This window comes from Pelistega ratti, assembly GCF_009833965.1.
Classification (GTDB): domain Bacteria; phylum Pseudomonadota; class Gammaproteobacteria; order Burkholderiales; family Burkholderiaceae_B; genus Taylorella; species Taylorella ratti.
On sequence record NZ_CP047165.1, the window covers coordinates 2,124,616 to 2,150,974 of the forward strand.

The window sequence follows — 26,359 nt, forward strand, 5'->3', positions numbered from 1 at the left end:
TTTAAATTTAAATAATAGAGTAGAAATTTGTATCCTATTTGTCTATACTCTAAGTAATAATCACTATACTCTTTAAAATGTTTAATAAAAATAATCCCCCATAGTAAGATTCAATCGCTATGGGGGATTTTTATTTTAATACCTTAGAAAAAACTGATTATTTTTTCGGTGTTAAGGTAATCCATTGCGTCATATTATTACGGCGAATCAACATGGCGGTAATTTTATCATTAGGTAGTTTTTTGATAATTTGTTGATATTGTTTGATAGAGACAATATCTTGATTATCAACAACCATAATAACATCATCTTTAAGTAAACCAGCTTCTTTTGCAATACCATCTACTGCGGTGACTAATACGCCATTACTGATACGTAGCTCATCTTTTTGATCACGAGTAAGTTCTTCTACGGTTAAGCCCAAGCGATCTTTACTGGCATCAGAAGGAGAACTCTTACCTTTAGATGCACTTACTTTTGTATCTGGATCTGTTGAGTCAAGTGTGATTTTTAAGGTTTCTACCTTACCACGTCGCCAAATTTTAATATCGGTTGTTGTTCCCGGTTTATTTAAACCAACTAGACGAGGAAGGTCGTTCCATTTATTAATAGCTTGATTATTAAAACCAATAATCACATCACCAGACTTGATGCCTGATTTCTCTGCAGGACTATTGGGCTCTACATTGCTAACTAGTGCCCCCTTGGTATCTTTTAGACCTAGTGCGTCAGCGACTTCTTTTTTAACCTCGCTGATAACGACACCAATACGCCCCCGTTGAACAGAACCTGTTTCTTTCAGTTGATCAACAATTTTCATGGCTTCATTAATAGGAATAGAGAAAGAAATTCCCATAAAACCACCACTACGCGTATAAATCTGGCTATTTACACCAATGACTTTACCATTTAAGTCAATAAGTGGGCCACCAGAGTTGCCGGGGTTAATAGCAACATCGGTTTGAATAAAGGGAAGATAATCACCTGTATCACGGTTAATAGCACTTACAATACCTGATGTAACGGTAGATTCAAGCCCATAAGGAGATCCAATTGCTAATACCCATTGTCCCTTTTTCAGTTGTTCTGAATCACCAACAGGTAGTGCTTTTAGATTATTAGCATCAATTTTTAAAAGAGCGATATCGGTACGCTTATCTGAACCAATGACTTTAGCATCATACTCTTTACCATTATTTAAGGTAACAATCACACGAGAGGCACCATCAACAACGTGTTGGTTCGTGATGATATAACCATCAGATGAAATAATAAAGCCAGAACCGACACCACTGGGTTCAATACGTTCTGTATTGGGTTTAGAGCGGCGTTTAGGTTGTTGAAACTGAAACTCTGGCTCTATAGGAAAATCAGGCCCAAAGAAAAAACGGAACATATCATCAGGGCCACCAAATTCAAAGGATTGCATAGGTGAACGCACGGGACTCATGGTACGAATGTTGACAACACTGTCCTCTGTTGATGTCACGACAGAGGTGAAATCAGGTAATCCCATTGATGATTGTGTTGAAGAGGGGAAAAGTGAGTTTGTTGTAGTATCTGCTACTGCATAGTTCAGTGGAAGTACACCAAGCGATAGTGCAATAGCCGTTGATAAAACTTTTTGACGAATTAACATTATGTATCCTTTTGTAGTCAAATAAATTGTTAATCCTCTTAGGATAGCGATTATTTATGTTTTTTCAATAGGATTGAAACAAAAGGAAATTTTTTATTTTAAAGTATTGGTGGGTAAGAAAGGGGGTTAGCAAAATAATGGCAGCGTAAAAAACTAATTTTTATAAAAATCTTCTTTTTTTATCAAAGAGATAGTATTTTTAAAAAATATCTGGATAGGTTTGTGAAAATAATCGCTATCTAAAAAATGAAAAATAGTGATAAATTCTTCCTTATTTTTAAGTAAAAAAATTATCTTGGTAGAATAAACTAACGTTATTGGCAGTATTCTAAGATAATGCTATGATAAATATATATATAAAATACTTGACTATTATCTTGGCAATAAGAGGTGATTTAGATCGCTTGTATATAAAATAAATAGCGTATTTTCTTAAACCTAATATTTTAGGGGAAAGAGATTTTGAAAAAATATAGGGTAAAAGAGGGGTATATTATCCATAAATAGCCTATGCTATACTGATGAGCTTCTATAAGAAAGGTATTTTTAAATATAGAGTATTACTTTGTTGGAAGTAATATGCTTTTTGATTGATATAAAATGACAAAACAAGTATTAGATTTTTCTTTGGGGCAATATGAGTATATTGCCTTATGTGATTTGCTTAAATTAACTGGTGTTGTTGATAGTGGTGGGCAAGCTAAAGTATTGATTACAGAAGGTTATATCTTGCGCAATGGTGAAGTTGAAACAAGAAAAACAGCCAAAATTAGAGCGAATGAATGTATTGAGCTTGATGGGATGGTAATTAATGTACGCGAGTAAATAAGTATGGATCACGATAACATACTCACTGATCATCAAGATATTCCCTCAAACCAACATAATACTTCTTCTGATGAAAATTCAGATGCGACTGAACTATCACGCTTACTCGCTGAGCTTACTCCACCTAAATACCCTGAGAGTTGGGAATGCTGTGGGAATGATTGTGGCGATGCCTGTGTTTATTCTGTCTATAATCGAGAAAAAGCCGCATATGATCAAGAGGTAAAAAATTTAAAAAGTTTATTTGGGCAGGAGTAGTGCTATGGTGATACGTCCAGCGATCCTTTTAGATATTCCTCAGATACTTGACTTACAGCGTATTTGCTATGAGGTAGCTTTTCAAGAAGATTCAGCTGCTTTTTCCAGCAAGATTAATCAACCCGATTCGCTATGTTGGGTCGTGGAGAAAGAGGGGGAACTGCTTGCTTATTTTATGGCTATAGCGACTAACCGAGAACGGTTCCCTTGTTTAAATACAGGGCAATATGATGTGCTGGGGCATACAGATATATTGTATCTTCATGATATGGCGATTTCCCCTCAAGCACGAGGACAGGGTTTATTAAAACAGCTATTAGCAAAAGTTTGGCAACAAGCAGAACAATTAATGTTAAAAGAGGCTTTTCTTATTGCTGTTCAAGGCTCAAGCAATATGTGGGCAAGTAAGGGATTTATCGTGGTAGAGGCTAAACAATATGGATTAGAAGCCCAGTTACGCACCTATGGGGAAGGGGCTGTATTGATGTATAAAAAGATAGGGAATAGTGTTTTGAAGTAAATGGGTTCTTTAAATTTTATGTTTTAAATGAAAGAGACTAAAAGAGTCCTTAGTGTATCAATGTAGAATAAAAAATGATAAAAGACATAAAGTGATGACAAATAGATACACTTCATTTTATAATACTTGGTTAAATTTTAATTGAATTATTGGAAAGGTTGGTTATGCGTCAGCGTTTAGTCATGGGTAATTGGAAAATGAATGGCAATTTACGGTCTAATAGTGACTTATTGTCTGCCATTGCTCGTGCAGAACCTGAATCGGCACAAGTGGTAGTTTGTCCTCCCTTTCCTTATCTTGCTCAAGCACAAAGTGTGCTATCAAACACGCCTATCCAATGGGGGGCTCAAGATATAAGTCTTTATGAAAAAGGGGCTTATACAGGCGAAGTATCTGTGGGTATGCTTAATGATTTTGCGTGCCAATGGGTGATTGTAGGGCATTCAGAACGCAGAGCGTACCATGCAGAAACCAGTGATACTGTTGCGGCTAAAGCAAAAATTGCTTTACAACATGGATTAACGCCAGTGGTCTGTGTGGGAGAGCTTTTATCTGAACGAGAAGAGGGGCGTACCTTATCAGTCATTGAAGCACAGTTATCGCCTGTATTGGCATTAGGAACAGAGGCGGTTAAGGCTTTAGTGATTGCGTATGAGCCTGTTTGGGCTATTGGAACGGGTCTAACGGCAACGCCAGAGCAAGCACAAGAGGTACATGCATTTATTCGCCAACTACTTTCTCGTGTAGGTGCAGAGCAAGTACGTATTGTATATGGTGGAAGTGTTAAAGCGAATAATGCTTCTCGTCTTTTTTCTATGCCTGATATTGATGGGGCATTGGTAGGTGGTGCGGCACTAGATGCTAAAGAGTTTTTAGCGATTGTCGCTGCCTAAATTTATTCGGATGATTTGGAGTTTTTATGTCAGTATATTTATTTCCTGCTTTAGTGGCGATTCAAGTCATTAGTGCATTATCTATTATCGGTTTGGTTTTACTGCAACAAGGTAAAGGCGCTGATATGGGGTCTTCTTTTGGTAGTGGGTCTGCGGGTAGTTTGTTTGGTTCGGCTGGTTCTGCGAATTTTTTCTCTCGTTTAACCAAATGGGCAGCAGTTATTTTCTTTGCGAGTACTTTAGGTTTGGCTGTGGTCAGTTCTCAATCATCAAGATATGAACCAACAGATGCGGGCAGTGTGATGGAAAACTTTACTGCTATTCCTACAACAGATAGTGCGGTGCCTGTTGCTCCAGTACCAAGTGCTACACCTAGTGCGCCAGCGGCTGCTACTCCTAGTGTTGAGCCTGCCCAACCATCTTCAGCAGAAGTTCCTAGTGCGCCAGCCTTGATACCGGCTGAAACACCCGCAGTAGAGGTAGCGCCTACAACTGAAGATACACCAGCAACAGAAACAAATACAACACCAGAAGGTCAATAACTATTCTTTTTTTAAAAATTGTAGTATAATCACTTTCTTTGCTCACGTGGTGGAATTGGTAGACACGCTATCTTGAGGGGGTAGTGGCGAGAGCTGTACGAGTTCGAGTCTCGTCGTGAGCACCAAGATTAATAGAAAAGTGAGTTTTTCACTTTTATCCAAAAGCCTTAGATTATCTAAGGCTTTTTTGCTTTGTAGGTAATAAGCGTATCGTATTTGTTCTAAGATCTCTTAATATATTATCTATATTTAAGTACAAGTAATATAGATGGCTTAGTAAATAGTATTATGTAAAATAAAGTAATTAAAGATACATAAATCACTAAACTATTAACAAATTAGCCCCTTTAAGTAGCAATAGATATAAAACATCACAAAACGTTACAAATATTTGTAAATAAATATTTTTCCTATTGTTTTTCAAGTGCTTAGGTGTTAAATTAATATTAATTTCTTATAAATACACTATTGGATTGTTGTTTATTGTTTGGTAGAATAGCGAAGATTTCCGTTGGGTGTATTGACATTCAGGTTTGATCAAATTAATCATTGCGTATATCTACTGATGGTAAGTTAAGACTGATGGTACTCTACGCAATATTTTTCATTCTCATACAAGGAGTATTTACTATGTCTATTAAAAAATTTGCTTTAGCTGCTTTATTATCTATTGCTGCTGCACCTGTAATGGCTGCTGAGTGTTCAGTAGTAGTTGAGTCTAATGATGCTATGCAATTTAATACAAAAGAAATTGCTATTAGCAAAGCATGCTCTTCTTTTGAAATTGAATTAAAACATACTGGTTCTATGCCTAAAGCAGCAATGGGTCACAATATCGTTATCGGTAAAACAGCTGATATGCAAGGTATCCTAACTGATGGTATGGCTGCTGGTGCAGATAAAGATTATGTAAAAGAAGGTGATGAGCGTGTTATTGCTCACTCTGCTTTAATCGGTGGTGGTGAATCAACTAAATTTACTGTTGATACAGCTAAATTAGAGAAAGGCGGTGATTACGAGTTCGTTTGCTCTTTCCCAGGTCATGCTTCTATCATGAAAGGTGCTGTAAAAGTAACTGACTAATCACGTCATTATTTTTTCATTATATAAGTCCGCTTTGTATCCGTACAGAGCGGATTTTTTTATGGGTAGTTTATTTTTTAGTTATCCGCTTATGTGTTTTGATTGTATTTGATGGTATTTTGAGCTTATTTAAGGACTGATAACCCTAAAATCAAAATGGTTTAAATAAGCGTAAATTAATTGAAATTTAAAAAAATGTTGTTTTTTGGAGATAGGCTTACAAATACGCTTTTTACAGAGGGAATAGGCTATTTCTTTTAGCTTTATTTAATTAGAAAAATAAAAAATATCTTTTAAGAAGTCTAAACTCATTAATATTTATACTCATAAAATGATACAATCTAGGAGTTTACAAAATCTTATCTATTTTCTTTTCCTCAAATAGGCGGCTATACATGATGAATATTGCTGAATATTTTCCTGTGCTTCTTTTTATCTTGGTAGCATTGGGACTAGGCTGTTTTCTCTTGTTTGCAGGTTCTTTTTTAGGCCCTCGCAAACCTGGAGCAGAAAAAAACTCACCGTATGAGTGTGGTTTTGAAGCCTTTGAAGATGCCCGTATGCGTTTTGATGTACGGTATTACTTGGTGGCTATTCTCTTTATTTTATTTGATTTAGAGTTGGCTTTTTTATTTCCTTGGGCGATCGCTAATGGTCATGTTGGTATCGTAGGTTTTACAACAGCAATGTTGTTTTTGGTGATTCTAACCATTGGTTTTATCTACGAATGGAAAAAAGGCGCCTTAGATTGGGATTAATTTTCAGCTAATCAGTATCTATTATGGAAGAACAGTTAAACAATAAAGGTTTCTTGGTCACAAGCGCTGATGCGGTGATGAACTGGGTAAAAACAGGCTCTATGTGGCCAATGACATTCGGTCTCGCCTGTTGTGCCGTTGAGATGATGCACGCTGGTGCTGCTCGTTATGACTTAGACCAATTTGGTATTATTTTCCGTCCTAGCCCACGTCAGTCTGATGTGATGATTGTAGCTGGGACTTTGTGTAATAAAATGGCCCCTGCTTTACGTAAGGTATATGACCAAATGGCAGAGCCTCGCTGGGTCGTATCAATGGGTTCCTGTGCGAACGGGGGTGGTTATTATCACTACTCCTATTCTGTTGTACGCGGCTGTGATCGTGTTGTGCCTGTTGATATTTATGTTCCAGGCTGTCCGCCAACGGCTGAAGCACTCGTATATGGACTATTGCAATTACAAAACAAAATTCGTCGTACCAATACGATTGCTCGAGAAGCATAGTATAGACACGCTTATTTATACGGTATCAATATGACGCGTTTACAAACTCTTGAACAAAACCTACTTGAACGCTTAGGCGATACGTTCCCTATGCATAATCAGTACGGTGAAATTACTCTTGAAATTCCTGCAGAGCAATGGGTCAAATGCTGTACTACATTGCGTGATGATCCTGCACTTAGTTTTGAAGTGGCAGTCGATTTAGCAGGTGTTGACTACTTAACTTACGGTCGCCCTGGTAATGGGCCTAAAACACCTTTTCCTGGTCGTTTTGCTGTAGTTGTTCATCTTCTTTCTATTAAACATAATTGGCGACTTAGTGTAAAAGTATTTGCGCCCAATGATGATTTGCCTATGGTTTCTTCTTTGGTAGAAGTATGGCCAAGTCTTGGTTGGTTTGAGCGAGAAGCCTTTGATATGTTTGGTATTGTGTTTGATGGACACCCAGATTTACGCCGTATTTTGACTGATTATGGTTTTATTGGTCATCCATTCCGTAAAGATTTCCCATTATCAGGTTATGTTGAAATGCGTTATGATGAACAAGCACAGCGCGTTATTTATCAACCTGTGTCAATTGAACCACGAGAGCTTATCCCTCGTGTCATTCGTGAAGAAGGTTATGGGAAAGGAGTATAAAGATGTCAGATATTAAAAACTATACCCTTAACTTCGGTCCACAACACCCTGCTGCTCACGGTGTATTGCGTTTAATCCTTGAGTTAAGTGGTGAGGTTATTCAACGAGCAGACCCTCATATTGGTCTTTTGCATCGTGGTACTGAAAAGCTAGCAGAGCATAAAACATTCTTACAAGCATTGCCTTATATGGATCGTTTAGACTACGTGTCTATGATGGTTAATGAGCATGCTTACTGTATGGCAGTTGAGCGTTTATTGGGTATTGAAGTGCCACTTCGTGCGCAGTATATTCGCGTTATGTTTGATGAAATTACCCGTATCCTTAACCATTTAATGAGTGTGGGATCACACGCACTTGACGTGGGTGCGATGGCGGTGATGCTGTACGCTTTCCGTGAACGTGAAGATTTAATGGACTGTTATGAAGCGGTTTCTGGGGCACGTATGCATGCAGCTTACTATCGCCCTGGTGGTGTTTATCGTGATTTACCCGATACAATGCCTAAACATGAGATTGACTCTAAGTACCGTAGCGTGCGAGAGATGAAACGTCTTAATGCTAATCGTGAGGGATCATTATTAGATTTTATTGAAGATTTTACAAAACGATTCCCAACCTATGTAGATGAATATGAAACCTTATTAACAGATAATCGTATTTGGAAGCAGCGTTTAGTGGGTATTGGCGTAGTCGATCCTGAGCGTGCCAAGGCATTAGGGTTCTCTGGTGTGATGTTACGTGGTTCAGGTGTAGAATGGGATTTACGTCGTAAACAACCTTATGAAGTGTATGATCGTTTAGATTTCAATATTCCAGTAGGGGTAAATGGCGACTGTTATGATCGTTATTTAGTGCGTATTGCTGAAATGCGAGAGAGTAATCGCATTATTGCGCAGTGTGTGGAATGGTTAAAAAATAATCCCGGTCCTGTTATTACCGATAATCATAAAGTCGCGCCACCAAAGCGTGAACAAATGAAAACAGGTATGGAAGATTTGATTCACCACTTTAAACTCTTCTCTGAGGGATATCCTGTTCCAGCTGGTGAGGTATATGTGGCTGTTGAGCATCCAAAAGGTGAGTTTGGTATTTATATGGTATCTGATGGGGCGAATAAGCCATATCGCTTAAAAATTCGTGCCCCTGGTTTTGTGCATCTACAAGCACTAGACGAAATGTCTCGTGGTCATATGTTAGCTGATGCGGTAACTATTATTGGTACTCAGGATATTGTATTTGGTGAGATTGACCGCTAATCGCTAAGCGATGAGCAAATTATATGGAACAATGAATATGTTGCTTTCAGAACAGGCTTATAAATTAATAGATATTGAGTTGGCGAAGTATCCAGAGGATCAACGACAGTCTGCTGTTATGTCCGCACTACGGATTGCGCAAACTGAAAAAGGCTGGGTATCTCCAGAAGTTATTGATGACATAGCAAAGTATATTGGTATGCCAGCTATTGCTGTGCAAGAAGTGGCGACCTTTTACAATATGTATGACTTAAAACCCGTAGGGCGTTTTAAAGTAACGGTGTGTACAAACTTACCCTGTGCGCTACGAGAGGGTGAAAAAACATTAGATTACCTCAAAGAAAAATTAGGAATTGATGTTAATGAAACTACTCCAGATGGATTAATTACCTTGAAAGAGGGTGAGTGTATGGGGGCTTGTGGTGATGCACCTGTATTATTGGTGAATAACCATCATATGTGTGTGCGTATGTCCAGAGAACGTATTGACGAAATGTTAGAAGACATTCGTAAGGAGGGGCAAGCATGAGCTTTTTAGCAAAATACTCTCAAGGCTTAGATCATAATCCAGGTAATGACTTAGCCACCAGTATGGCTTTACATGGTCGCCATATCAAACCACAAATTCTAGCAGATTTAGATGGAAAAAACTGGCATATTGAAGACTATATTAAACGCGGTGGTTATGAGGCTTTGCGCAAAATTCTAACAACAGGAATGACGCAAGAAGATATCATTGCTGAAATTAAAACATCTGGTTTACGTGGTCGTGGAGGGGCAGGTTTCCCTACGGGACTAAAATGGAGCTTTATGCCACGCTCTTTCCCTGGACAAAAATATATTGTCTGTAATTCGGATGAGGGTGAGCCAGGTACGTTTAAAGACCGTGATATTCTTCGCTTTAATCCTCATGCTGTTATTGAAGGTATGATTATTGCAGGCTATGTCATGGGTGTTAGTGTTGGTTATAACTATATCCATGGTGAAATTTTTGAAATTTACCGCCGTTTTGAAGAAGCCCTTGTTGAAGCACGAGAGGCAGGCTTTTTAGGCAATAATATTCTAGGAACTGACTTTAGTTTCCAATTACACGCACATCATGGTTATGGTGCTTATGTTTGTGGTGAAGAAACGGGTTTATTAGAATCGCTAGAGGGTAAAAAAGGTCAGCCACGCTTTAAACCACCTTTCCCTGCTAGTTTTGGTCTTTATGGTAAGCCAACAACAATTAATAATACAGAGACTTTTGCTGCTGTTCCTTGGATTATTCGTAATGGTGGGCAGGCTTATGCCGAAGTGGGTATCCCTAATAATGGTGGTACAAAATTATTCTCTATTTCTGGTGATGTAGAGCGTCCCGGTACTTATGAGATTCCGCTAGGAACACCATTTTCTACCTTGCTTGAGTTAGCCGGTGGCGTACGTGGTAATCTAAAAGCGGTTATTCCTGGGGGGTCAAGTGCACCAGTTATCCCTGGTCATATTATGATGGATTTAACCATGGATTATGACTCTATCGCTAAACAAGGTGGCTCTATGTTGGGGTCTGGTGCAGTGATTGTAATGAATGATACACGTTGTATGGTGAAGTCTTTACTTCGTTTATCTTATTTCTATTACGAAGAGAGCTGCGGACAATGTACGCCTTGTAGAGAAGGAACAGGTTGGTTGTATCGTGTTGTCAATCGTATTGAGAATGGTCAAGGTCGTCAAGAAGACTTAGATATGCTTGATACGATTGCGGGTAATATTATGGGACGTACAATTTGTGCGTTGGGTGATGCGGCAGCGATGCCTGTTCGAGGCTTCCTAAAACATTATCGTGATGAATTTGCTTACCACATTGAACATAAAAAATGTGTGGTAGCTCCTTACAAATAGGTCAGAATGATGGTTGAATTAACTATAGATGGTAAAACCGTATCCGTTCCTGATGGTAGCATGGTGATGCACGCAGCGGAGGAATTGGGTATCTATGTTCCTCATTTTTGCTATCACAAAAAGCTATCTATTGCGGCTAGCTGTCGTATGTGTTTAGTAGAGGTAGAAAAAGCCCCTAAAGCGTTGCCAGCCTGTGCAACCCCCGTTACACAAGGAATGGTGGTACATACAAACTCAGAAAAAGCTAAGGCTGCTCAACAAGCGGTAATGGAGTTCTTATTAATTAATCACCCATTGGATTGCCCTATTTGCGACCAAGGGGGTGAATGTCAGCTTCAAGACTTAGCGGTAGGTTATGGTAAAACAACCTCTCGTTATCAAGAAGAGAAACGTGTTGTTGTTCATAAGTCAACAGGGCCTTTAGTATCTGCTGAAGAAATGTCGCGTTGTATTCTATGTACACGTTGTGTGCGTTTCGGTCAAGAAGTAGCAGGTCAAATGGAGCTAGGGGTATTAAACCGCGGTGAACATTCTGAGATTGCCTCATTTGTCGGTAAAGCGGTTGAATCAGAGCTTTCTGGTAATATGATTGATATTTGCCCTGTAGGTGCATTAACATCAAAACCTTTCCGTTATTCTGCTCGTACATGGGAATTAGCTCGTCGTCGCTCTGTTAGTCCACATGATAGTGTTGGTGCTAATCTTGTTGTACAAGTCAAGGGTGATAAAGTTATGCGTGTCGTTCCTTTTGAAAATGAAGAGGTGAACGAATGCTGGATTAGCGATAAAGATCGTTGGTCTTATGAGGGGCTTAATGTAGAAGATCGCTTAACAGTCCCTATGGTACGCGATGAAAATAATGTTTGGTGCGAAGTATCTTGGGAAAGTGCCTTAAAAGTTGTTTCGGATGCACTAGGACAGATTGCACATAAAGATGGCCCTGAATACTTAGGTGCATTAGCAACAGAATCTGCAACATTAGAAGAGCTAGCATTATTAAAACGTATTATGACTGGACTTGGTTCTAGCAATGTAGATACCTTGTTACGTAATAATGATAATAACTTTGCTCGAGCCTTTGATGGTGTACCTTGGTTGGGTATGCCATTAGCTGATTTAAATCATGTTGATGGTGTGGTTGTCATTGGTTCTAATTTACGTAAAGACCACCCGCTTATGGCACAACGCTTGCGTCAAGCGGCTAAAAAAGGTGCTCGTATCACACTTATTGATAGTTATGGTGAAGATCCATTATTCCCTGTTGCGGCTCGTTTAACAGTAGCACCTTCTGCACTAGTAAAAACACTTGAAGAAGTAACAAAAGCAGTGGCACAGTTGAAAGCAGGGGAACAAGCTGATTTATCTAATCCTATACACGCATTAGCAGCACAGTTAATCAATGGTACAAAACCAGCTGTTTTCGTGGGTAATGCGGCAGTAGCAGCCCCAGATGCGAGTCAGATCGTAGCACGTGCACAAAACCTAGCGGATGCTTATGGTGCGACACTTGGCTTCCTTACAGCAGGGGCAAATACAGTCGGTGCTTATATTACAGGTGCTGTTGCTCGTGGGGATGGTTTAAGTGCTAAGCAAATGCTTGAAAATCCATTGAAAGCAATGGTTGTATTACACGCAGAGCCAAAATTTGATATTGAAAATGGAGTTGCGGCTGAGTATAGCTTAATGGATACATTTGGTATTGCATTAACCTCTTATAAATCAGCAGCGACCAATTGGGCAAAAGTGATGTTGCCTATTGCACCATTTACGGAAACATCAGGTACATTTATTAATGCTGAAGGTAGAGTACAAAGCTTTAAAGGAGTTGTTCCTGGCAAGGGATTGTCTCGTCCAGCATGGAAAGTGTTACGTGTTTTAGGTAATTTACTGCAGTTTACTGATTTTGATCAAGAATCTTCTGAACAAATCCGTGATGAAGTGATAGGTTCAGGTATTACCAGTAAATTAAGCAATAAAGTTAATGTGATTGGACAAGAAATACGCCGTTATAATGCACATGATGGTGGATTAGAGCGAGTAGCAGAAGTAGCGATTTATCGTACTGATGCTGTTGTTCGTCGAGCAGAAGCTTTACAAGAGACTGAAATTAGTCGTACACCAAAAGTACGTCTTAATGCTGTAACATTAACAAATTTACAAGTTGCCGAGGGTGAGAAGGTGAAAGTAAAATCTGCGGTAGGAGAGGGCGAGTTTATTGTCGCTCTTGATAATAATCTAGCAGATGATACGATACGTGTTGCCCAAGGGTTTGATGCAACTGCGGCGTTAGGTAATGCCTATGCCCGTTTAACTGTGGAGCGAATCTAAAATGGATATTTGGTCTTGGTTCACAGATGGTATTGCTGCGCTGAATGTCTGGGGGACAAACCTAGTCGGTGAAACAGCATGGCTCATCATTTGGTCTATTATAAAAATTTTAGTTATTGCATTACCGATTATTATCTGTGTGGCATTCCTAACATTGTGGGAACGTCGTATGATCGGCTATATGCATATTCGCCGAGGACCTAACCGTGTGGGTCCCGGTGGTATTCTTCAACCGTTTGCTGACGTACTAAAATTATTAACAAAAGAAGTGATCGTTCCTACAAAATCAAACAAGATTTTGTATATTGTTGCCCCTATCATTACCTTAGTACCTGCCTTGGCAGCTTGGGCAGTTGTGCCTTTTGGCCCTGAAGCGGTGCTAGCGAATGTAAATGCTGGTTTACTGTTTATTATGGCAGTAACTTCTCTTGGCGTTTATGGTGTGATTCTTGCGGGTTGGGCATCAAACTCTAAATATCCCTTTATTGCAGCTATGCGTGCTTCGGCTCAGATGATTTCGTATGAGTTAGCAATGGGTTTTGTGTTACTCACCGTTTTATTAGTGTCTGGTACATTAAATATGAACGGTATCGTTACGGCACAAACGCAAGGTTGGTTTGCTGATAAAGGGCTAACTTTCCTTTCTTGGAACTGGTTACCGTTATTACCTTTATTTGTTATTTATGTGATTGCAACTGTTGCAGAGACAAACCGTCACCCATTTGACGTGGTGGAAGGGGAGTCTGAAATTGTAGCAGGTCATATGGTGGAATACTCGGGTATGGGTTTTGCGATGTTCTTCCTTGCTGAATATGCCAATATGATTTTATTATCGGCAATGGCATCTATTATGTTCCTTGGAGGATGGTCTAGTCCTGTTGATTTTGCCCCCTTTAATTTAATTCCTGGGTGGCTATGGTTAGGGATTAAAGCCTTTATCGTTGTTTCTTTCTTTATTTGGTTCCGTGCATCATTCCCACGCTATCGTTATGACCAAATTATGCGCTTGGGTTGGAAAGTATTTATTCCACTCACTGGTATTTGGTTAGTAGTCGTTGCCATTTGGATGCAAACACCATTTAATATTTGGAACTAGGGGTAGGTAGTATGAGTTTTAAAAATCATTTTGCAAGCCTATTCTTGAAAGAATTAATCAAGGGTATGGCACTAACAGGTAAATATTTCTTTAAACCAAAATTTACCTTACGTTATCCATATGAAAAAACACCTATGTCGCCTCGTTTCCGTGGTTTACATGCACAACGTCGCTATGCGAATGGTGAGGAGCGTTGTATTGCCTGTAAATTATGTGAAGCAATCTGTCCAGCGATGGCGATTAGTATTGAATCACATGTTCGTGAGGACGGTAGTCGCCGTACCTCTCGTTATGATATTGATTTAACAAAATGTATTTTCTGTGGCTTTTGTGAAGAAAGTTGTCCAGTAGATGCCATTGTTGAAACACATATTCATGAGTATCATGGTGAAAAACGTGGGGATTTATACTTCACTAAGCCAATGCTATTAGCGATTGGTGATAAATATGAACCAGAAATTGCTGCGCGTCGTGAAGCTGATGCGCCTTATCGATAGGCAGGTGCGTAAAAATGTTTTCAACCGTATTATTTTATATCTTAGCCTTTGTGCTACTGTATTCAGGGATACGAGTCGTTCTTGCTCGACATCCTGTTGTTGCTGTGTTACACCTCATATTAGGTTTTTTTACAGCGGCAATGCTATGGATTCTTATCGGTGCTGAATTCTTAGGCTTACTCTTGGTTGTCGTCTATGTAGGGGCAGTGATGGTACTTTTCCTCTTCGTTGTGATGATGATTGATGTTGTACCTGAGTCTTTACGACATGATTTCCGTACTTTCCTACCTGTTGGTTTAGTGGTTGGTGGGGTAATGGTGGCTGAGATTGCTTTTGTACTTAGCTCTGCTTATCTTGATACACCAAGTCCAGCCAGTGTACCTGATGACTATAACAATACCTTAGCATTAGGTATTGCCATGTACACTGAATATTCTTTTGCTATTCAAGTAGGGGCATTGATTCTTTTAGTGGGTATGATTTCTGCTATTGCATTAACATTGCGTGATCGTAAAAATCGTAAATATGTCTTGGCAAGTGATCAACTTTATGTAAAAGCGAGCGAACGTGTTCGTTTGGTGAATATCAAATCAGAAGTAGAAGTGCCTGAAACACCTAAAGAAGAGGGAGTTGAATAATGGGTATTACACTAGCACATTACCTCATTCTTGGTGCGATATTATTCGCCCTAGGGGTGTTTGGTATTTTCTTTAACCGCCGAAACCTCATCAGTTTATTAATGTCGATTGAATTGATGTTATTGGCTGTTAATATTAACTTTGTGGCTTTCTCTGTCTGGAACCCTGTTAATGGTTTACCTGACACAGCAGGTCAGATTTTTGTGTTCTTTATTCTTACAGTAGCAGCCGCTGAGGCAGCAATTGGTTTAGCTATCTTAGTCTTGTTATTCCGTAAGATTAATTCTATTAATGTTGACGACGTTGCTCGTCTCAAAGGGTAGGGGAAAGCTATGACAACATTTTCTCCCGTTCTCTTAATGTGCATTGCTTTAGCACCGTTATTAGGGGCTATTTTGGCGGGTCTATTTGGTACGGGCTTTTTAGGTAATTTTGTGAGTCGCCGAGGCGCTCATATCGTCACTATTGCATTAGTGGCATTTTCTGCCTTTGCCTCTATTTTTGTACTCTACAATGTGATGGTGAATGATGCCTATTTTAATGGGGATATTTACACATGGAGTATGATCGGATCTATCAAGCTAAGTGTAGGTTTCCTTATTGATCCATTAAGTGCCTTAATGATGGTGGTGGTGACTTCTGTCTCGTTAATGGTGCATATTTATACCATTGGCTATATGGTCGATGACCCAGGATACCAACGTTTCTTTGCATATATTTCACTCTTCACTTTCTCTATGTTGATGTTAGTGATGGGTAATAATATGTTGCTTTTATTCTTTGGTTGGGAAGCTGTAGGTTTAGTATCTTACCTATTGATTGGTTTCTGGTACACCAAAGATACGGCTATTTTTGCCAATATGAAAGCATTCCTTGTCAATCGTGTCGGTGATTTTGGTTTTGTGTTAGGTATTGGCTTATTATTTGCCTTCTCTGGTTCAATGAACTATACCGATATCTTTGCTAAAACAGAAGAACTAAATCAAGTGACTATACTTGGTGATTGGCATATGCTGACTTTAGCGTGTATCTGTTTATTTATTGGTGCAATGGGTAAATCAGCTCAAGTGCCTTTACATGCTTGGTTACCCGACTCTATGGAAGGTCCTACCCCTATCTCTGCTTTAATTCACGCAGCAACAATGGTGACGGCAGGTATTTTCATGGTGTCACGTTTTTCACCTATTTATGAGTTAGCGCCTAGTGCATTATCATTGATTATTATTGTGGGTGCGATTGGTGCTTTATTCTTAGGGCTTTTAGGCTTAATACAGAATGATGTTAAGCGTGTTGTGGCATATTCTACTTTATCACAATTAGGTTATATGACAGTGGCATTAGGTGCTTCTGCTTATTCTGTTGCTGTTTTCCATTTAATGACACATGCTTTCTTTAAAGCCTTGTTATTCTTGGGGGCAGGTTCTGTGATTATCGGTATGCACCATGATCAGGATATCCGTAATATGGGTGGATTACGCAAGTATATGCCTATTACATGGATTACTTTCCTCATTGGTACTTTATCGTTAGTGGGTACACCATTCTTCTCAGGATTCTACTCTAAAGAACACGTTATTGAAGCGGCACACTTCTCAACAGTGTGGGGATCAGGTTTTGCATACTATGCAACGCTTATCGGTGTATTTGTTACTTCATTGTACTCTTTCCGTTTATATTTCCTTGTTTTCCATGGAAAAGAGCGTTTTGATACAACGGCATCACATGGACATCATGATGATCATCACCATGGTGGAACCCCTCATGAATCGCCTTGGGTGGTTACCTTACCATTAGTAGTATTAGCTATCCCTTCTATCGTTATTGGTGCATGGGCAGTTGATACATTATTATTTGGTGGTTATTTTAAAGATGTAATTTTTGTCGGTGAGCATAGTCCAGCAATGGCAACTCTTGCACATCATTTCCATGGTTGGGTAGCATATGGTTTACATGCCTTTACAACGCTTCCTTTCTGGTTGATGATTGCAGGTCTTGTGGTGGCTTGGTATGGTTATATTGTTAATCCATCTTTACCGCCTAAAATTTATCAAGCCTTCTCGGGTATTAATCGTATTCTAGAAAATAAATACTATGTAGATTGGGTATATGAAAATATCTTTGCTCGTGGTGCACGTGCGTTAGGTAATTTCTTCTGGAATATTGGTGATAAAGGTATTATTGAAGGTATCTTTATTGGTGGTTTCACACGCTTGGTTGGTGCGGTAGCTTCAGTAAGCCGAGGGCTTCAATCAGGACATATCTATTATTATGCTTTTGCCATGATAGTAGGTTTGATTGTGTTAATTTCTTTATTTGTATTGGTATAGTAAGGGCGGCGAAATGACATCAACTATTCCATGGCTTTCCTTATCCATTTTTGTACCGATTATTGCTGGTATTCTTGTATTAATTTTTGGTCGTGATGATCGAGCAGAATATACGAGAAAAATGGCATTAATTGGTGCGGTGGTAAGTTTTTTAGTAACATTACCAATCATAGCAGGGTTTGATGCAACAACCGCAAATATGCAGTTTGTTGAGCAACTTGCTTGGATTGATGCGTTTAATGTAACCTATCATCTTGGTGTAGATGGTATTAGTGTGTGGTTCGTTATTCTGACTGCTTTTATTACGGTTATTGTGGTATTGGCAGGTTGGGAAGTAATTAAAACACGAGTTGCACAATATATGGCTGCTTTTTTAATCCTTTCAGGATTAATGGTTGGCGTATTTGTTGCCTTAGATGCCTTACTCTTTTATGTCTTTTTTGAAGCAACCCTGATTCCGATGTATATTATTATCGGTGTCTGGGGAGGGCCAAACCGTGTGTATGCGGCATTTAAGTTCTTCTTATATACCTTATTAGGTTCATTGCTGACATTAATTGCATTTATCTATCTCTATACCCAAACAGGGACATTTGATATTGCAACATGGCAACAAACCCCACTAGGTATGACACCGCAATTATTTATCTTCTTTGCTTTATTTGCTGCCTTTGCGGTTAAAGTACCGATGTGGCCAGTTCATACATGGTTGCCAGATGCGCACGTAGAAGCTCCAACAGGAGGGTCTATTGTGCTTGCTGCGATTATGTTGAAATTGGGTGCATATGGTTTCTTACGTTTCTCTTTACCAATTGCACCAGATGCCTCACAAAGTATGGCAGGATTTATGATTGCTTTATCATTAATTGCTGTTATTTATATTGGTCTTGTTGCAATTGTTCAAGACGATATGAAGAAACTCGTGGCTTATTCTTCTGTTGCTCATATGGGTTTTGTTACACTAGGCTTCTTTATGTTTAATACAGCTGGGGTCGAAGGGGCAATTATTCAGATGATTTCACATGGTTTTGTCTCTGGGGCAATGTTTATGTGTATCGGTGTGCTTTATGATCGCTTACATACTCGAAAAATTGCAGATTATGGTGGTGTGATTAATGTAATGCCTAAGTTTGTTACCTTCTTTGTCTTATTCTCTATGGCAAATAGTGGTTTACCGGCGACTAGTGGTTTCGTGGGTGAGTTCTATGTAATCCTTGGGGCAGTCGATTATAATTTCTGGATTGGTTTATTAGCCGCCACTGCCTTAATCTTAGGTGCATCTTATTCATTATGGATGGCAAAACGTGTGGTATGGGGTAATATTACTAACCCAGAAGTAAAAACAATATCTGATATTAGCAAACGTGAATTTACTATTTTAGGTATTTTGGCGATATTGACACTCTTTATGGGTATTTATCCTCAATTCTTTACCGATGTTATTCACGTGTCAGTACAAAACTTACTTGAGCATGTAGCGCAATCTAAACTGTAAGGTCAGGACAATAATGGATAATCAATTTAATTTTATACTCGCATTACCGGAAATTGTTCTCTGTATTTTGGCGACCGGTATATTACTTGCGGATGCAATTTTTAAAACAAAAGATAGTTCTCTGAGCTATACACTTTCTTTATTTGCCCTTGTCGTTACGACAATTATTACATTGGTTCAATGGAATAGTGGTGTAGTAGGAACAACTTTTTACAGTCAGTTTACGATTGATCCGCTTGCCTATTTACTAAAAGTATTCTCTTACCTAGCGGTATTGGCTACATTGATCTATAGCCACCAATATTTGATTGAGCGTCAAATGGTTAAAGGAGGGGAATACTATGCACTTAGTCTGTTTGCTTTATTGGGGCAAATGATTATGATTTCAGCGACCAGTATGCTAACAGTGTACTTGGGTCTTGAATTAATGTCATTAGCTTTATATGCCTTAATTGCTGTTCGCCGTGAGCATTTAACTAGTATTGAATCGGCAATGAAATACTATATTTTAGGTTCATTAGCATCTGGTTTTATGTTGTATGGTATGTCAATGGTATATGGGGCAACAGGTTCTGTTATCCTATCAGATATCGCACAAGTCTTACAAAATGGTCAATTTAATCAAATGGCTTTTGTATTAGGTGTTGTTTTTGTAGTAGGTGGAATTGCCTTTAAATTAGGGGCTGCTCCTTTCCATATGTGGATTCCTGATGTGTATCAAGGTGCGCCAACAGCGGTAACATTAACGATTGCCGCCGCGCCTAAACTTGCTGCTTTTGCTATGGCATTACGTTTATTAGTAGAGCCAATGATTACATTAGCATCAAGCTGGCAACCAATGTTTATTATCTTAGCGGTTTTATCACTTGCCATAGGTAATTTAACAGCGATTATGCAAACAAATTTCAAGCGTATGTTGGCATATTCAACTATTTCACATATTGGTTTTGTCTTCCTAGGCTTACTATCAGGTGTTACCGATAGCCAGTTAGCAAGTGGTGCGTATGGTTCAGCCTTATTCTATATGCTGACTTATATTCTTACGACATTAGCTTCTTTTGGTGTTATTCTTATTTTGAGTCATCAAGGGTTTGAGTGTGAAGAGATTAGCGATTTAGCAGGGCTAAATAAACGTAATCCATTATTGGCGTTTGTGATTCTGGTGTTAATGTTCTCATTAGCGGGTATTCCGCCTTTTGTGGGATTCTATGCAAAATTAGTTGTTCTTCAATCGGCATTAGCAGCAGGGCATATTACCCTAACGGTTGTAGCTATCCTATTCTCATTAATTGGTGCATACTACTATTTACGCGTTGTAAAAACAATGTATTTTGATGAACCAGCTAAAGATGTACATATAGTGGGTAATAAGCTAGACTTCCGTAGTGGCGTTCTTTATATTAATGGTTTATTGATTTTATTATTGGGTATTTTACCGGGTGGTTTGTTGGCACTTTGTGTACAAGCTATTGATGCTTCTTTAAAATTCCCTTATTAATTATAAATAGTTCTATATTATGTATCCAGAAACATCCGTTTGGTTAATTATTATTTTAGCGATGATTAGTGCTAATTTACCGTTTTTAACTGAACGGATGTTTGCTTTCTCGCCATTTCGACTAACAGGTGAGCCTGAGAAATTTATTGGTTTTTATCTATTAAGGGCATTAGTGTCTTATGGATTAATTGGTTTTGTGTTTTATTTGCTTACTGAACCTGCTTTTCCAACAAGTGCTAAATTATTTGCTATTGTTGTTTATATTGTACTTTTTACTATTCCAGGCTTTATCTATAAAGGTATTGTTCAGCATAAGCATTTAGGTTTACATTTTATTGAATTAATTGTTTTTATCGTATTTATTGTGAGTATTGGTTTTTTTATTGAATCTCACTATGCTAATCGTTTCCCACAAAGCTGGCAATTTTATGCCATAGGAACTTGTTTATTTCTTGTTCTTGCTTTCCCTGGATTTGTATGGCGTCATTTGATGCGTCATGCCTATAATAAAAATATATATATGGAATAACCCTTTCCATCAAAATATTATCCTAGATAATGTGCTAAGACAAAATAAATAAGGTATCATTTCTTAATAGAAAAAGAGAAAAATATATTAATAAAAACTATAGACCGTTATATATCAAGCAACGTGTTTCATTAATCAAGTTTTTGCTGTGATGCATTATTTACCATGCTTTCCACCTATATTCGTATATAAAGAAAATAAATCAAAATAAAGTAAAAGTTTTTAAAATGTAACTAGTTTTTAATTTATATAATCACTCACAATTGACGTTTTTTTTATTTTATAAAATATGTTACTCTTTGATAATGCTATATGTAGCATATTTTCTGGAGTGATTGTTCAGGAGAGATTATGAATAAGGTTAAACAATTTATCATTTGGGGAATAGTCGTACTTGTTGGATTAGCCTCATTTACTACACTTGCCCTTTCCAGAGGAGAGCAGGTGAGTGCCATTTGGATGGTGACGGCAGCGGTATCTATTTATACCATTGCTTATCGCTATTATAGTCTTTATATTGCGAAGAATGTGATGCAATTAGATGCACGTCGCTTAACGCCTGCTGTACGTTATAACGATGGTTTAGATTATGTTCCTACACATAAAGGGGTATTATTTGGGCATCATTTTGCTGCTATTGCTGGTGCTGGTCCGTTGGTTGGTCCTGTATTAGCTGCACAAATGGGTTATTTACCAGGTACGCTATGGATTATCTTTGGTGTGGTATTTGCAGGTGCCGTACAAGATATGATGGTTCTTTTTATCTCTATGCGCCGAGATGGTAAATCATTAGGTGATATTGTTAAACAAGAGCTAGGTCCTATCCCGGGTGTAATTGCCTCTATTGGTATTTTGATGATTATGGTCATCATTATGGCAGTATTGGCATTGATTGTGGTTAAAGCACTTACCCATAGCCCTTGGGGAACGTTTACCATTGGGGCAACAATTCCGATTGCTTTATTTATGGGAATTTATACCCGTTATATTCGCCCAGGTAAAATTGGTGAAATTTCTATTGTTGGTTTTGTGCTGCTTATGTTAGCTATTGTTTATGGTGAAGATGTGGCTCAAAGCTCTCTTGCCCATTACTTTGACCTAACAGGTATTGAGCTAACATGGGCTATTATGATTTATGGTGTTGTTGCTTCTGTTTTACCTGTTTGGCTTTTATTAACACCACGAGATTATCTTTCAACTTTTCTCAAAATAGGTACTATTGTTGCACTGGCATTAGGCATTTTAATCGTAAGTCCTACCTTACAGATGCCAGCAGTTACACGTTTTATTGATGGTACAGGCCCTGTTTTTTCAGGTAGTTTATTCCCATTCTTATTTATTACGATTGCTTGCGGTGCAGTATCAGGTTTCCATGCCTTAATTTCTTCAGGGACTACCCCTAAAATGCTCGAAAATGAAACCCATGTTCGTGCTATTGGCTATGGTGGTATGATTATGGAGAGTTTTGTGGCGATTATGGCATTAGCCGCTGCTGCCTCACTCGATCCAGGGGTTTATTTTGCCATGAATAGCCCAAGTGCCTTGATTGGAACAGATGCGGCAACTGCTGCTCATGTTATTACCAATACGCTCGGTTTTCCTGTTACAGAAGAAACCTTATTATTAATGGCGAAGGATGTGGGTGAAAATACAATTCTTTCCAGAGCAGGTGGTGCACCGACATTAGCAGTTGGTATGGCACATATCATGAATCAAGTCATTTCTGGTGAAGGAATGATGGCATTCTGGTATCACTTTGCTTTATTATTTGAAGCCTTATTTATCCTTACCTCTGTTGATGCGGGTACACGAGTAGCACGCTTTATGATTCAAGACTTTGGTAGTGTGTTTTATAAACCTTTTGGTAATACCGATAACCTTGCTTCAAACCTTATTGCGACTTTATTAGCTGTTGCTTTATGGGGATATTTCCTCTATACCGGTGTAACAGATCCACTAGGGGGAATTAATTCCTTATGGCCGTTATTTGGTATTGCAAATCAAATGCTTGCGGGTGTAGCACTTATCTTATGTACAGTAGTATTGGTTAAAATGAAACGAGAGCGTTTTATGTGGGTAACATTCGTACCTGCTTTAGCTATCTTATTTGTAACGTGCTATGCAGGTTTACAAAAACTGTTCCATCCAGATATCAAAATTAGTTTCCTAAGTCATGCTAATAAATACAGTACAGCGGCAGCAAATGGTGAAATCTTAGCACCAGCTAAAACACTTGAAGAGATGTCTCGCATAGTATTAAATGACTATGTAAATGCAGGTCTTACCGTCTTATTTTTAAGTGTGGTTGCAATTGTGGGCATATATGGTGTGCGAGTGGCTTTAAAAGCACGTCAATCACCTACACCTACCTCAACAGAAGTCCCTGCGGTGTATGCTACAGAATAAAGGAGTATGGTATGAAAGATAAGTTATTCCTTTTTATGAAAACGGCTAAGGTAACGATGAATTTAATGGCAGGTATCCCAGATTATGATAATTATGTTGCTCAACAACGCAAATATAATCCAGATGCCCCTGTGATGAATAAAAAGGAATTTCTTGAGTATATTAGTAAGCGCCGCTGTAGTTGTGCAGGGCGTGGCGGTTGCTGCTAATAGTCCTTAGTAGTACATTGTAAAACTGTTCTTATTCTTTTGGGTAAGAACAGTTTTTTATTTAAATAGTGTAAACATTATGATTCAAAGTAAAAAACCTTCCTTATATAAAAAGGAAGGTTTTTTTATGGTAGGAATATTGGCAAATAGCCATATTCCACTAAACCTCTACGATAATAAAGGATTAAATATTATCAATAATCGCATTTAAAGTCGCAGAAGGGTGCATAGCCGCAGAAGTTGCTGTTTCTGCTGGTTGATAGTAACCACCAATTTGTTGGGGTTTTCCTTGTGTACTCATCAATTCTTCATTGATTTTGGCTTCAGATGCTTGCATTGCTTCAAATACTTTTGTAAAGCGTGTTGCTAATTCAGCCTCTTTGCTTTGTTTCGCTAAGGCTTCTGCCCAGTACATAGCAAGATAGAAGTGAGAGCCACGGTTATCAATTGTACCTAATTTACGACCAGGTGATTTGTCATTATCTAGGAACTTAGCATTTGCCTCATCTAGTGCATCAGCTAAGACTTGTGCTTTAGCATTCTGTTGTGTTTGAGCAATATGTTCTAAAGAGGCTTGTAATGCTAAGAACTCACCGAGAGAATCCCAGCGTAAATACCCCTCAGTAATAAATTGTTCAATATGCTTAGGTGCAGAACCACCAGCCCCTGTTTCAAATAAACCACCACCATTCATTAAGGGAACGATAGAAAGCATTTTGGCAGATGTACCAAGTTCAAGAATAGGGAATAAGTCTGTGAGGTAGTCGCGTAAAACATTCCCTGTTGCTGAGATAGTATCTTCGCCTTTACGGATACGAGCAATGGAGAATTTGCATGCTTCAATAGGAGAAAGAATACGAATATCTAAACCAGTCGTATCAAATTCTGGTAGATAAGCATTAACTTTTTTGATAATTTCACGGTCATGTGCGCGATTTTCATCAAGCCAGAAAACAACAGGTGTATTAGAAAGGCGAGCACGATTTACCGCTAATTTTACCCAATCTTTAATAGGGGCATCTTTTGTTTGGCACATACGGAAGATATCGCCTGCTTCTACCGTTTGTTCCATATAAACATGACCACTTGCATCAACTGCACGGATAATGCCGTCAGCTTCTGCTTGGAAAGTCTTATCATGAGAGCCATATTCTTCTGCTTTTTGAGCCATTAGACCCACATTGGGTACAGAACCCATGGTGGTTGGATCATAAGCGCCATTAGCTTTACAGTCATCAATAACTGCCGTATAAACACCTGCATAGCAACGGTCAGGAATCAGTGCAAAGGTATCTTGTAATTTGCCATCTTTATTCCACATCTGACCAGATGAACGAATCATGGCAGGCATAGAGGCATCAACAATAACGTCTGATGGCACATGTAAATTGGTAATCCCTTTATCCGAATTAACCATCGCAATATCAGGGCCATTGGCAATTGCTGCCTCTACAGCTGCTTTAATCTCTGCTTCTTTAGGATGACCCGCAATCTTTGCAAATAATTCACCAAGACCGTTATTAGGATTAATCCCTAATTGTGCAAAAAGATCAGCATATTTTGTAAAGACATCTTCAAAGTAAACTGAAACAATCGCTCCAAAGATAATCGGATCAGATACTTTCATCATGGTTGCTTTTAGGTGTGCTGAGAATAATACACCAGCTGCTTTTGCTTCCTCTTTAACTTGTTTTACAAAAACTTTTAGTGCCTTTAGACTCATCACAGAAGAATCTAATACTTCACCTGCTTTGAGGGGGGCTAATGGTTTTAATTCTTTAATAGCACCATCTTTAGCAACAAATTCGATTTTGAACTGTGTATCGTTAGCTAGTGTAACGGATTGCTCTGTACCATAAAAATCACCCGCTGTCATATGAGCTACTTTAGTTTTAGAGTCTTTAGACCAAGCACCCATTGAGTGAGGATGTTTTTTTGCATAGTTTTTAACGGCTTTTGGCGCACGGCGATCAGAATTTCCTTCGCGTAATACAGGATTTACAGCTGAACCGAGCACTTTAGCATAAGCCGCTTTAATAGCTTTTTCTTCTTCGTTTTGAGGATCTGCTGGATAGTTAGGAACCGCATAGCCATGTGCTTGTAGTTCAGCAATAGCGGCATTTAATTGAGGGATAGAAGCAGAAATATTAGGTAGTTTAATGATATTGGCTTCAGGTTTTTTAGCTAAATCACCTAGTTCAGCTAAGGCATCTGCAATTTTTTGATCTTCTTTTAAAAATTGTGGCACATTAGCAAGGATACGAGCGGCTAAGGAAATATCTTTCGGCTCAACTTCAATATCTGCTGTTGCTGTGAATGCTTTAACAATAGGTAAAAAAGAATGAGTCGCTAGCATTGGCGCTTCATCAGTAAGTGTATAAGTAATTTTTGCTGACATAATATAAATCAATAAGAGTGAGGATTGATAGGAATAAAAAGTATATTCTTTTCAATATCAATTATTATTAAAAGACGCTTAAATTTGTGGTTAAACTATTTTAAGCGGTGTAAATCCCCCCTATTTTACACGGAA

Annotated in this window: 25 protein-coding genes and 1 tRNA gene; 24 read left to right on the forward strand and 2 right to left on the reverse strand. The window is 38.6% G+C overall.

The genetic code is table 11. The annotated features are described in order from the left end of the window. Nucleotides 1–157: 157 nt before the first annotated feature. Nucleotides 158–1,639 carry a DegQ family serine endoprotease gene (locus F9B76_RS09280; protein ID WP_159991856.1) on the reverse strand — a complete coding sequence of 494 codons (1,482 nt, stop codon included), beginning with the start codon at nt 1,637–1,639 and terminating at the stop codon, nt 158–160. A 600-nt stretch (nt 1,640–2,239) separates the two neighbouring features. Between F9B76_RS09280 and F9B76_RS09285 the strand changes: the two genes are divergently transcribed. The 24 genes from F9B76_RS09285 to F9B76_RS09400 all read left to right on the forward strand — a co-directional run bounded on the left by F9B76_RS09285 (nt 2,240) and on the right by F9B76_RS09400 (nt 23,826). After that, nucleotides 2,240–2,464: an RNA-binding S4 domain-containing protein gene (locus F9B76_RS09285; protein ID WP_159991857.1), complete on the forward strand. Its 225-nt coding sequence runs from the start codon at nt 2,240–2,242 to the stop codon at nt 2,462–2,464. Nucleotides 2,465–2,470: 6 nt separating this feature from the next. Continuing rightward, complete coding sequence (locus tag F9B76_RS09290; protein ID WP_201289304.1) at nt 2,471–2,725, forward strand: hypothetical protein; 255 nt, start codon at nt 2,471–2,473, stop codon at nt 2,723–2,725. A gap of 4 nt (nt 2,726–2,729) precedes the next feature. Then, a complete protein-coding gene (locus tag F9B76_RS09295; RefSeq protein ID WP_159991858.1) occupies nt 2,730–3,245 on the forward strand; it encodes a GNAT family N-acetyltransferase in 516 nt (171 codons plus the stop codon). Nucleotides 3,246–3,409: 164 nt separating this feature from the next. Continuing rightward, complete coding sequence (gene tpiA, locus F9B76_RS09300; protein ID WP_159991859.1) at nt 3,410–4,138, forward strand: triose-phosphate isomerase; 729 nt, start codon at nt 3,410–3,412, stop codon at nt 4,136–4,138. Between the two features lie 26 nt (nt 4,139–4,164). Beyond that, a complete protein-coding gene (gene secG / locus F9B76_RS09305; RefSeq protein ID WP_159991860.1) occupies nt 4,165–4,680 on the forward strand; it encodes a preprotein translocase subunit SecG in 516 nt (171 codons plus the stop codon). Between the two features lie 40 nt (nt 4,681–4,720). Further along, nucleotides 4,721–4,805: transfer RNA gene (locus F9B76_RS09310), tRNA-Leu, on the forward strand. Between the two features lie 505 nt (nt 4,806–5,310). Continuing rightward, nucleotides 5,311–5,763 (forward strand): azurin, encoded by a 453-nt coding sequence (azu, locus tag F9B76_RS09315; RefSeq protein WP_159991861.1) that lies wholly within the window; start codon nt 5,311–5,313, stop codon nt 5,761–5,763. 398 nt (nt 5,764–6,161) lie between these two features. Then, a complete protein-coding gene (locus F9B76_RS09320) occupies nt 6,162–6,521 on the forward strand; it encodes an NADH-quinone oxidoreductase subunit A (protein ID WP_159992183.1) in 360 nt (119 codons plus the stop codon). Between the two features lie 23 nt (nt 6,522–6,544). Continuing rightward, on the forward strand, nt 6,545–7,024 hold the full coding sequence (locus F9B76_RS09325) for a NuoB/complex I 20 kDa subunit family protein (protein ID WP_159991862.1): 480 nt from the start codon (nt 6,545–6,547) through the stop codon (nt 7,022–7,024). Nucleotides 7,025–7,054: 30 nt separating this feature from the next. Continuing rightward, complete coding sequence (locus tag F9B76_RS09330; RefSeq protein ID WP_159991863.1) at nt 7,055–7,663, forward strand: NADH-quinone oxidoreductase subunit C; 609 nt, start codon at nt 7,055–7,057, stop codon at nt 7,661–7,663. Nucleotides 7,664–7,665: 2 nt separating this feature from the next. After that, a complete protein-coding gene (locus F9B76_RS09335; protein ID WP_159991864.1) occupies nt 7,666–8,922 on the forward strand; it encodes an NADH-quinone oxidoreductase subunit D in 1,257 nt (418 codons plus the stop codon). Nucleotides 8,923–8,959: 37 nt separating this feature from the next. After that, nucleotides 8,960–9,451 (forward strand): NADH-quinone oxidoreductase subunit NuoE, encoded by a 492-nt coding sequence (nuoE, locus tag F9B76_RS09340; protein WP_159991865.1) that lies wholly within the window; start codon nt 8,960–8,962, stop codon nt 9,449–9,451. Next, complete coding sequence (nuoF, locus tag F9B76_RS09345; protein ID WP_159991866.1) at nt 9,448–10,803, forward strand: NADH-quinone oxidoreductase subunit NuoF; 1,356 nt, start codon at nt 9,448–9,450, stop codon at nt 10,801–10,803. Before nuoE ends, nuoF begins: the two co-directional genes overlap by 4 nt. Nucleotides 10,804–10,812: 9 nt before the next feature. After that, nucleotides 10,813–13,131 carry an NADH-quinone oxidoreductase subunit NuoG gene (gene nuoG, locus F9B76_RS09350; RefSeq protein ID WP_159992184.1) on the forward strand — a complete coding sequence of 773 codons (2,319 nt, stop codon included), beginning with the start codon at nt 10,813–10,815 and terminating at the stop codon, nt 13,129–13,131. Nucleotide 13,132: 1 nt separating this feature from the next. Further along, nucleotides 13,133–14,227, forward strand: coding sequence for an NADH-quinone oxidoreductase subunit NuoH (gene nuoH, locus F9B76_RS09355; protein WP_159991867.1), 1,095 nt, complete (start codon nt 13,133–13,135; stop codon nt 14,225–14,227). Between the two features lie 11 nt (nt 14,228–14,238). Beyond that, nucleotides 14,239–14,724: an NADH-quinone oxidoreductase subunit NuoI gene (gene nuoI / locus F9B76_RS09360; protein ID WP_159991868.1), complete on the forward strand. Its 486-nt coding sequence runs from the start codon at nt 14,239–14,241 to the stop codon at nt 14,722–14,724. Between the two features lie 14 nt (nt 14,725–14,738). After that, nucleotides 14,739–15,362: an NADH-quinone oxidoreductase subunit J gene (locus F9B76_RS09365; protein ID WP_159991869.1), complete on the forward strand. Its 624-nt coding sequence runs from the start codon at nt 14,739–14,741 to the stop codon at nt 15,360–15,362. Then, nucleotides 15,362–15,685: an NADH-quinone oxidoreductase subunit NuoK gene (gene nuoK, locus F9B76_RS09370; protein WP_159991870.1), complete on the forward strand. Its 324-nt coding sequence runs from the start codon at nt 15,362–15,364 to the stop codon at nt 15,683–15,685. Before F9B76_RS09365 ends, nuoK begins: the two co-directional genes overlap by 1 nt. A gap of 9 nt (nt 15,686–15,694) precedes the next feature. Then, on the forward strand, nt 15,695–17,689 hold the full coding sequence (gene nuoL, locus F9B76_RS09375; RefSeq protein WP_159991871.1) for an NADH-quinone oxidoreductase subunit L: 1,995 nt from the start codon (nt 15,695–15,697) through the stop codon (nt 17,687–17,689). A 13-nt stretch (nt 17,690–17,702) separates the two neighbouring features. Further along, nucleotides 17,703–19,184: an NADH-quinone oxidoreductase subunit M gene (locus F9B76_RS09380; protein ID WP_159991872.1), complete on the forward strand. Its 1,482-nt coding sequence runs from the start codon at nt 17,703–17,705 to the stop codon at nt 19,182–19,184. A 13-nt stretch (nt 19,185–19,197) separates the two neighbouring features. Continuing rightward, complete coding sequence (gene nuoN, locus F9B76_RS09385; RefSeq protein WP_159991873.1) at nt 19,198–20,682, forward strand: NADH-quinone oxidoreductase subunit NuoN; 1,485 nt, start codon at nt 19,198–19,200, stop codon at nt 20,680–20,682. A gap of 19 nt (nt 20,683–20,701) precedes the next feature. Further along, nucleotides 20,702–21,211, forward strand: coding sequence for a DUF2818 family protein (locus F9B76_RS10405; RefSeq protein WP_243140639.1), 510 nt, complete (start codon nt 20,702–20,704; stop codon nt 21,209–21,211). Nucleotides 21,212–21,562: 351 nt separating this feature from the next. Next, nucleotides 21,563–23,617, forward strand: a complete 2,055-nt coding sequence (locus tag F9B76_RS09395) for a carbon starvation CstA family protein (protein WP_159991874.1) — start codon at nt 21,563–21,565, stop codon at nt 23,615–23,617. A gap of 11 nt (nt 23,618–23,628) precedes the next feature. Further along, complete coding sequence (locus F9B76_RS09400) at nt 23,629–23,826, forward strand: CstA-like transporter-associated (seleno)protein (protein WP_159991875.1); 198 nt, start codon at nt 23,629–23,631, stop codon at nt 23,824–23,826. 184 nt (nt 23,827–24,010) lie between these two features. Here the strand turns inward: F9B76_RS09400 and F9B76_RS09405 are convergent, their stop codons facing one another. Next, a complete protein-coding gene (locus F9B76_RS09405) occupies nt 24,011–26,224 on the reverse strand; it encodes an NADP-dependent isocitrate dehydrogenase (protein ID WP_159991876.1) in 2,214 nt (737 codons plus the stop codon). Nucleotides 26,225–26,359 lie beyond the last annotated feature (135 nt).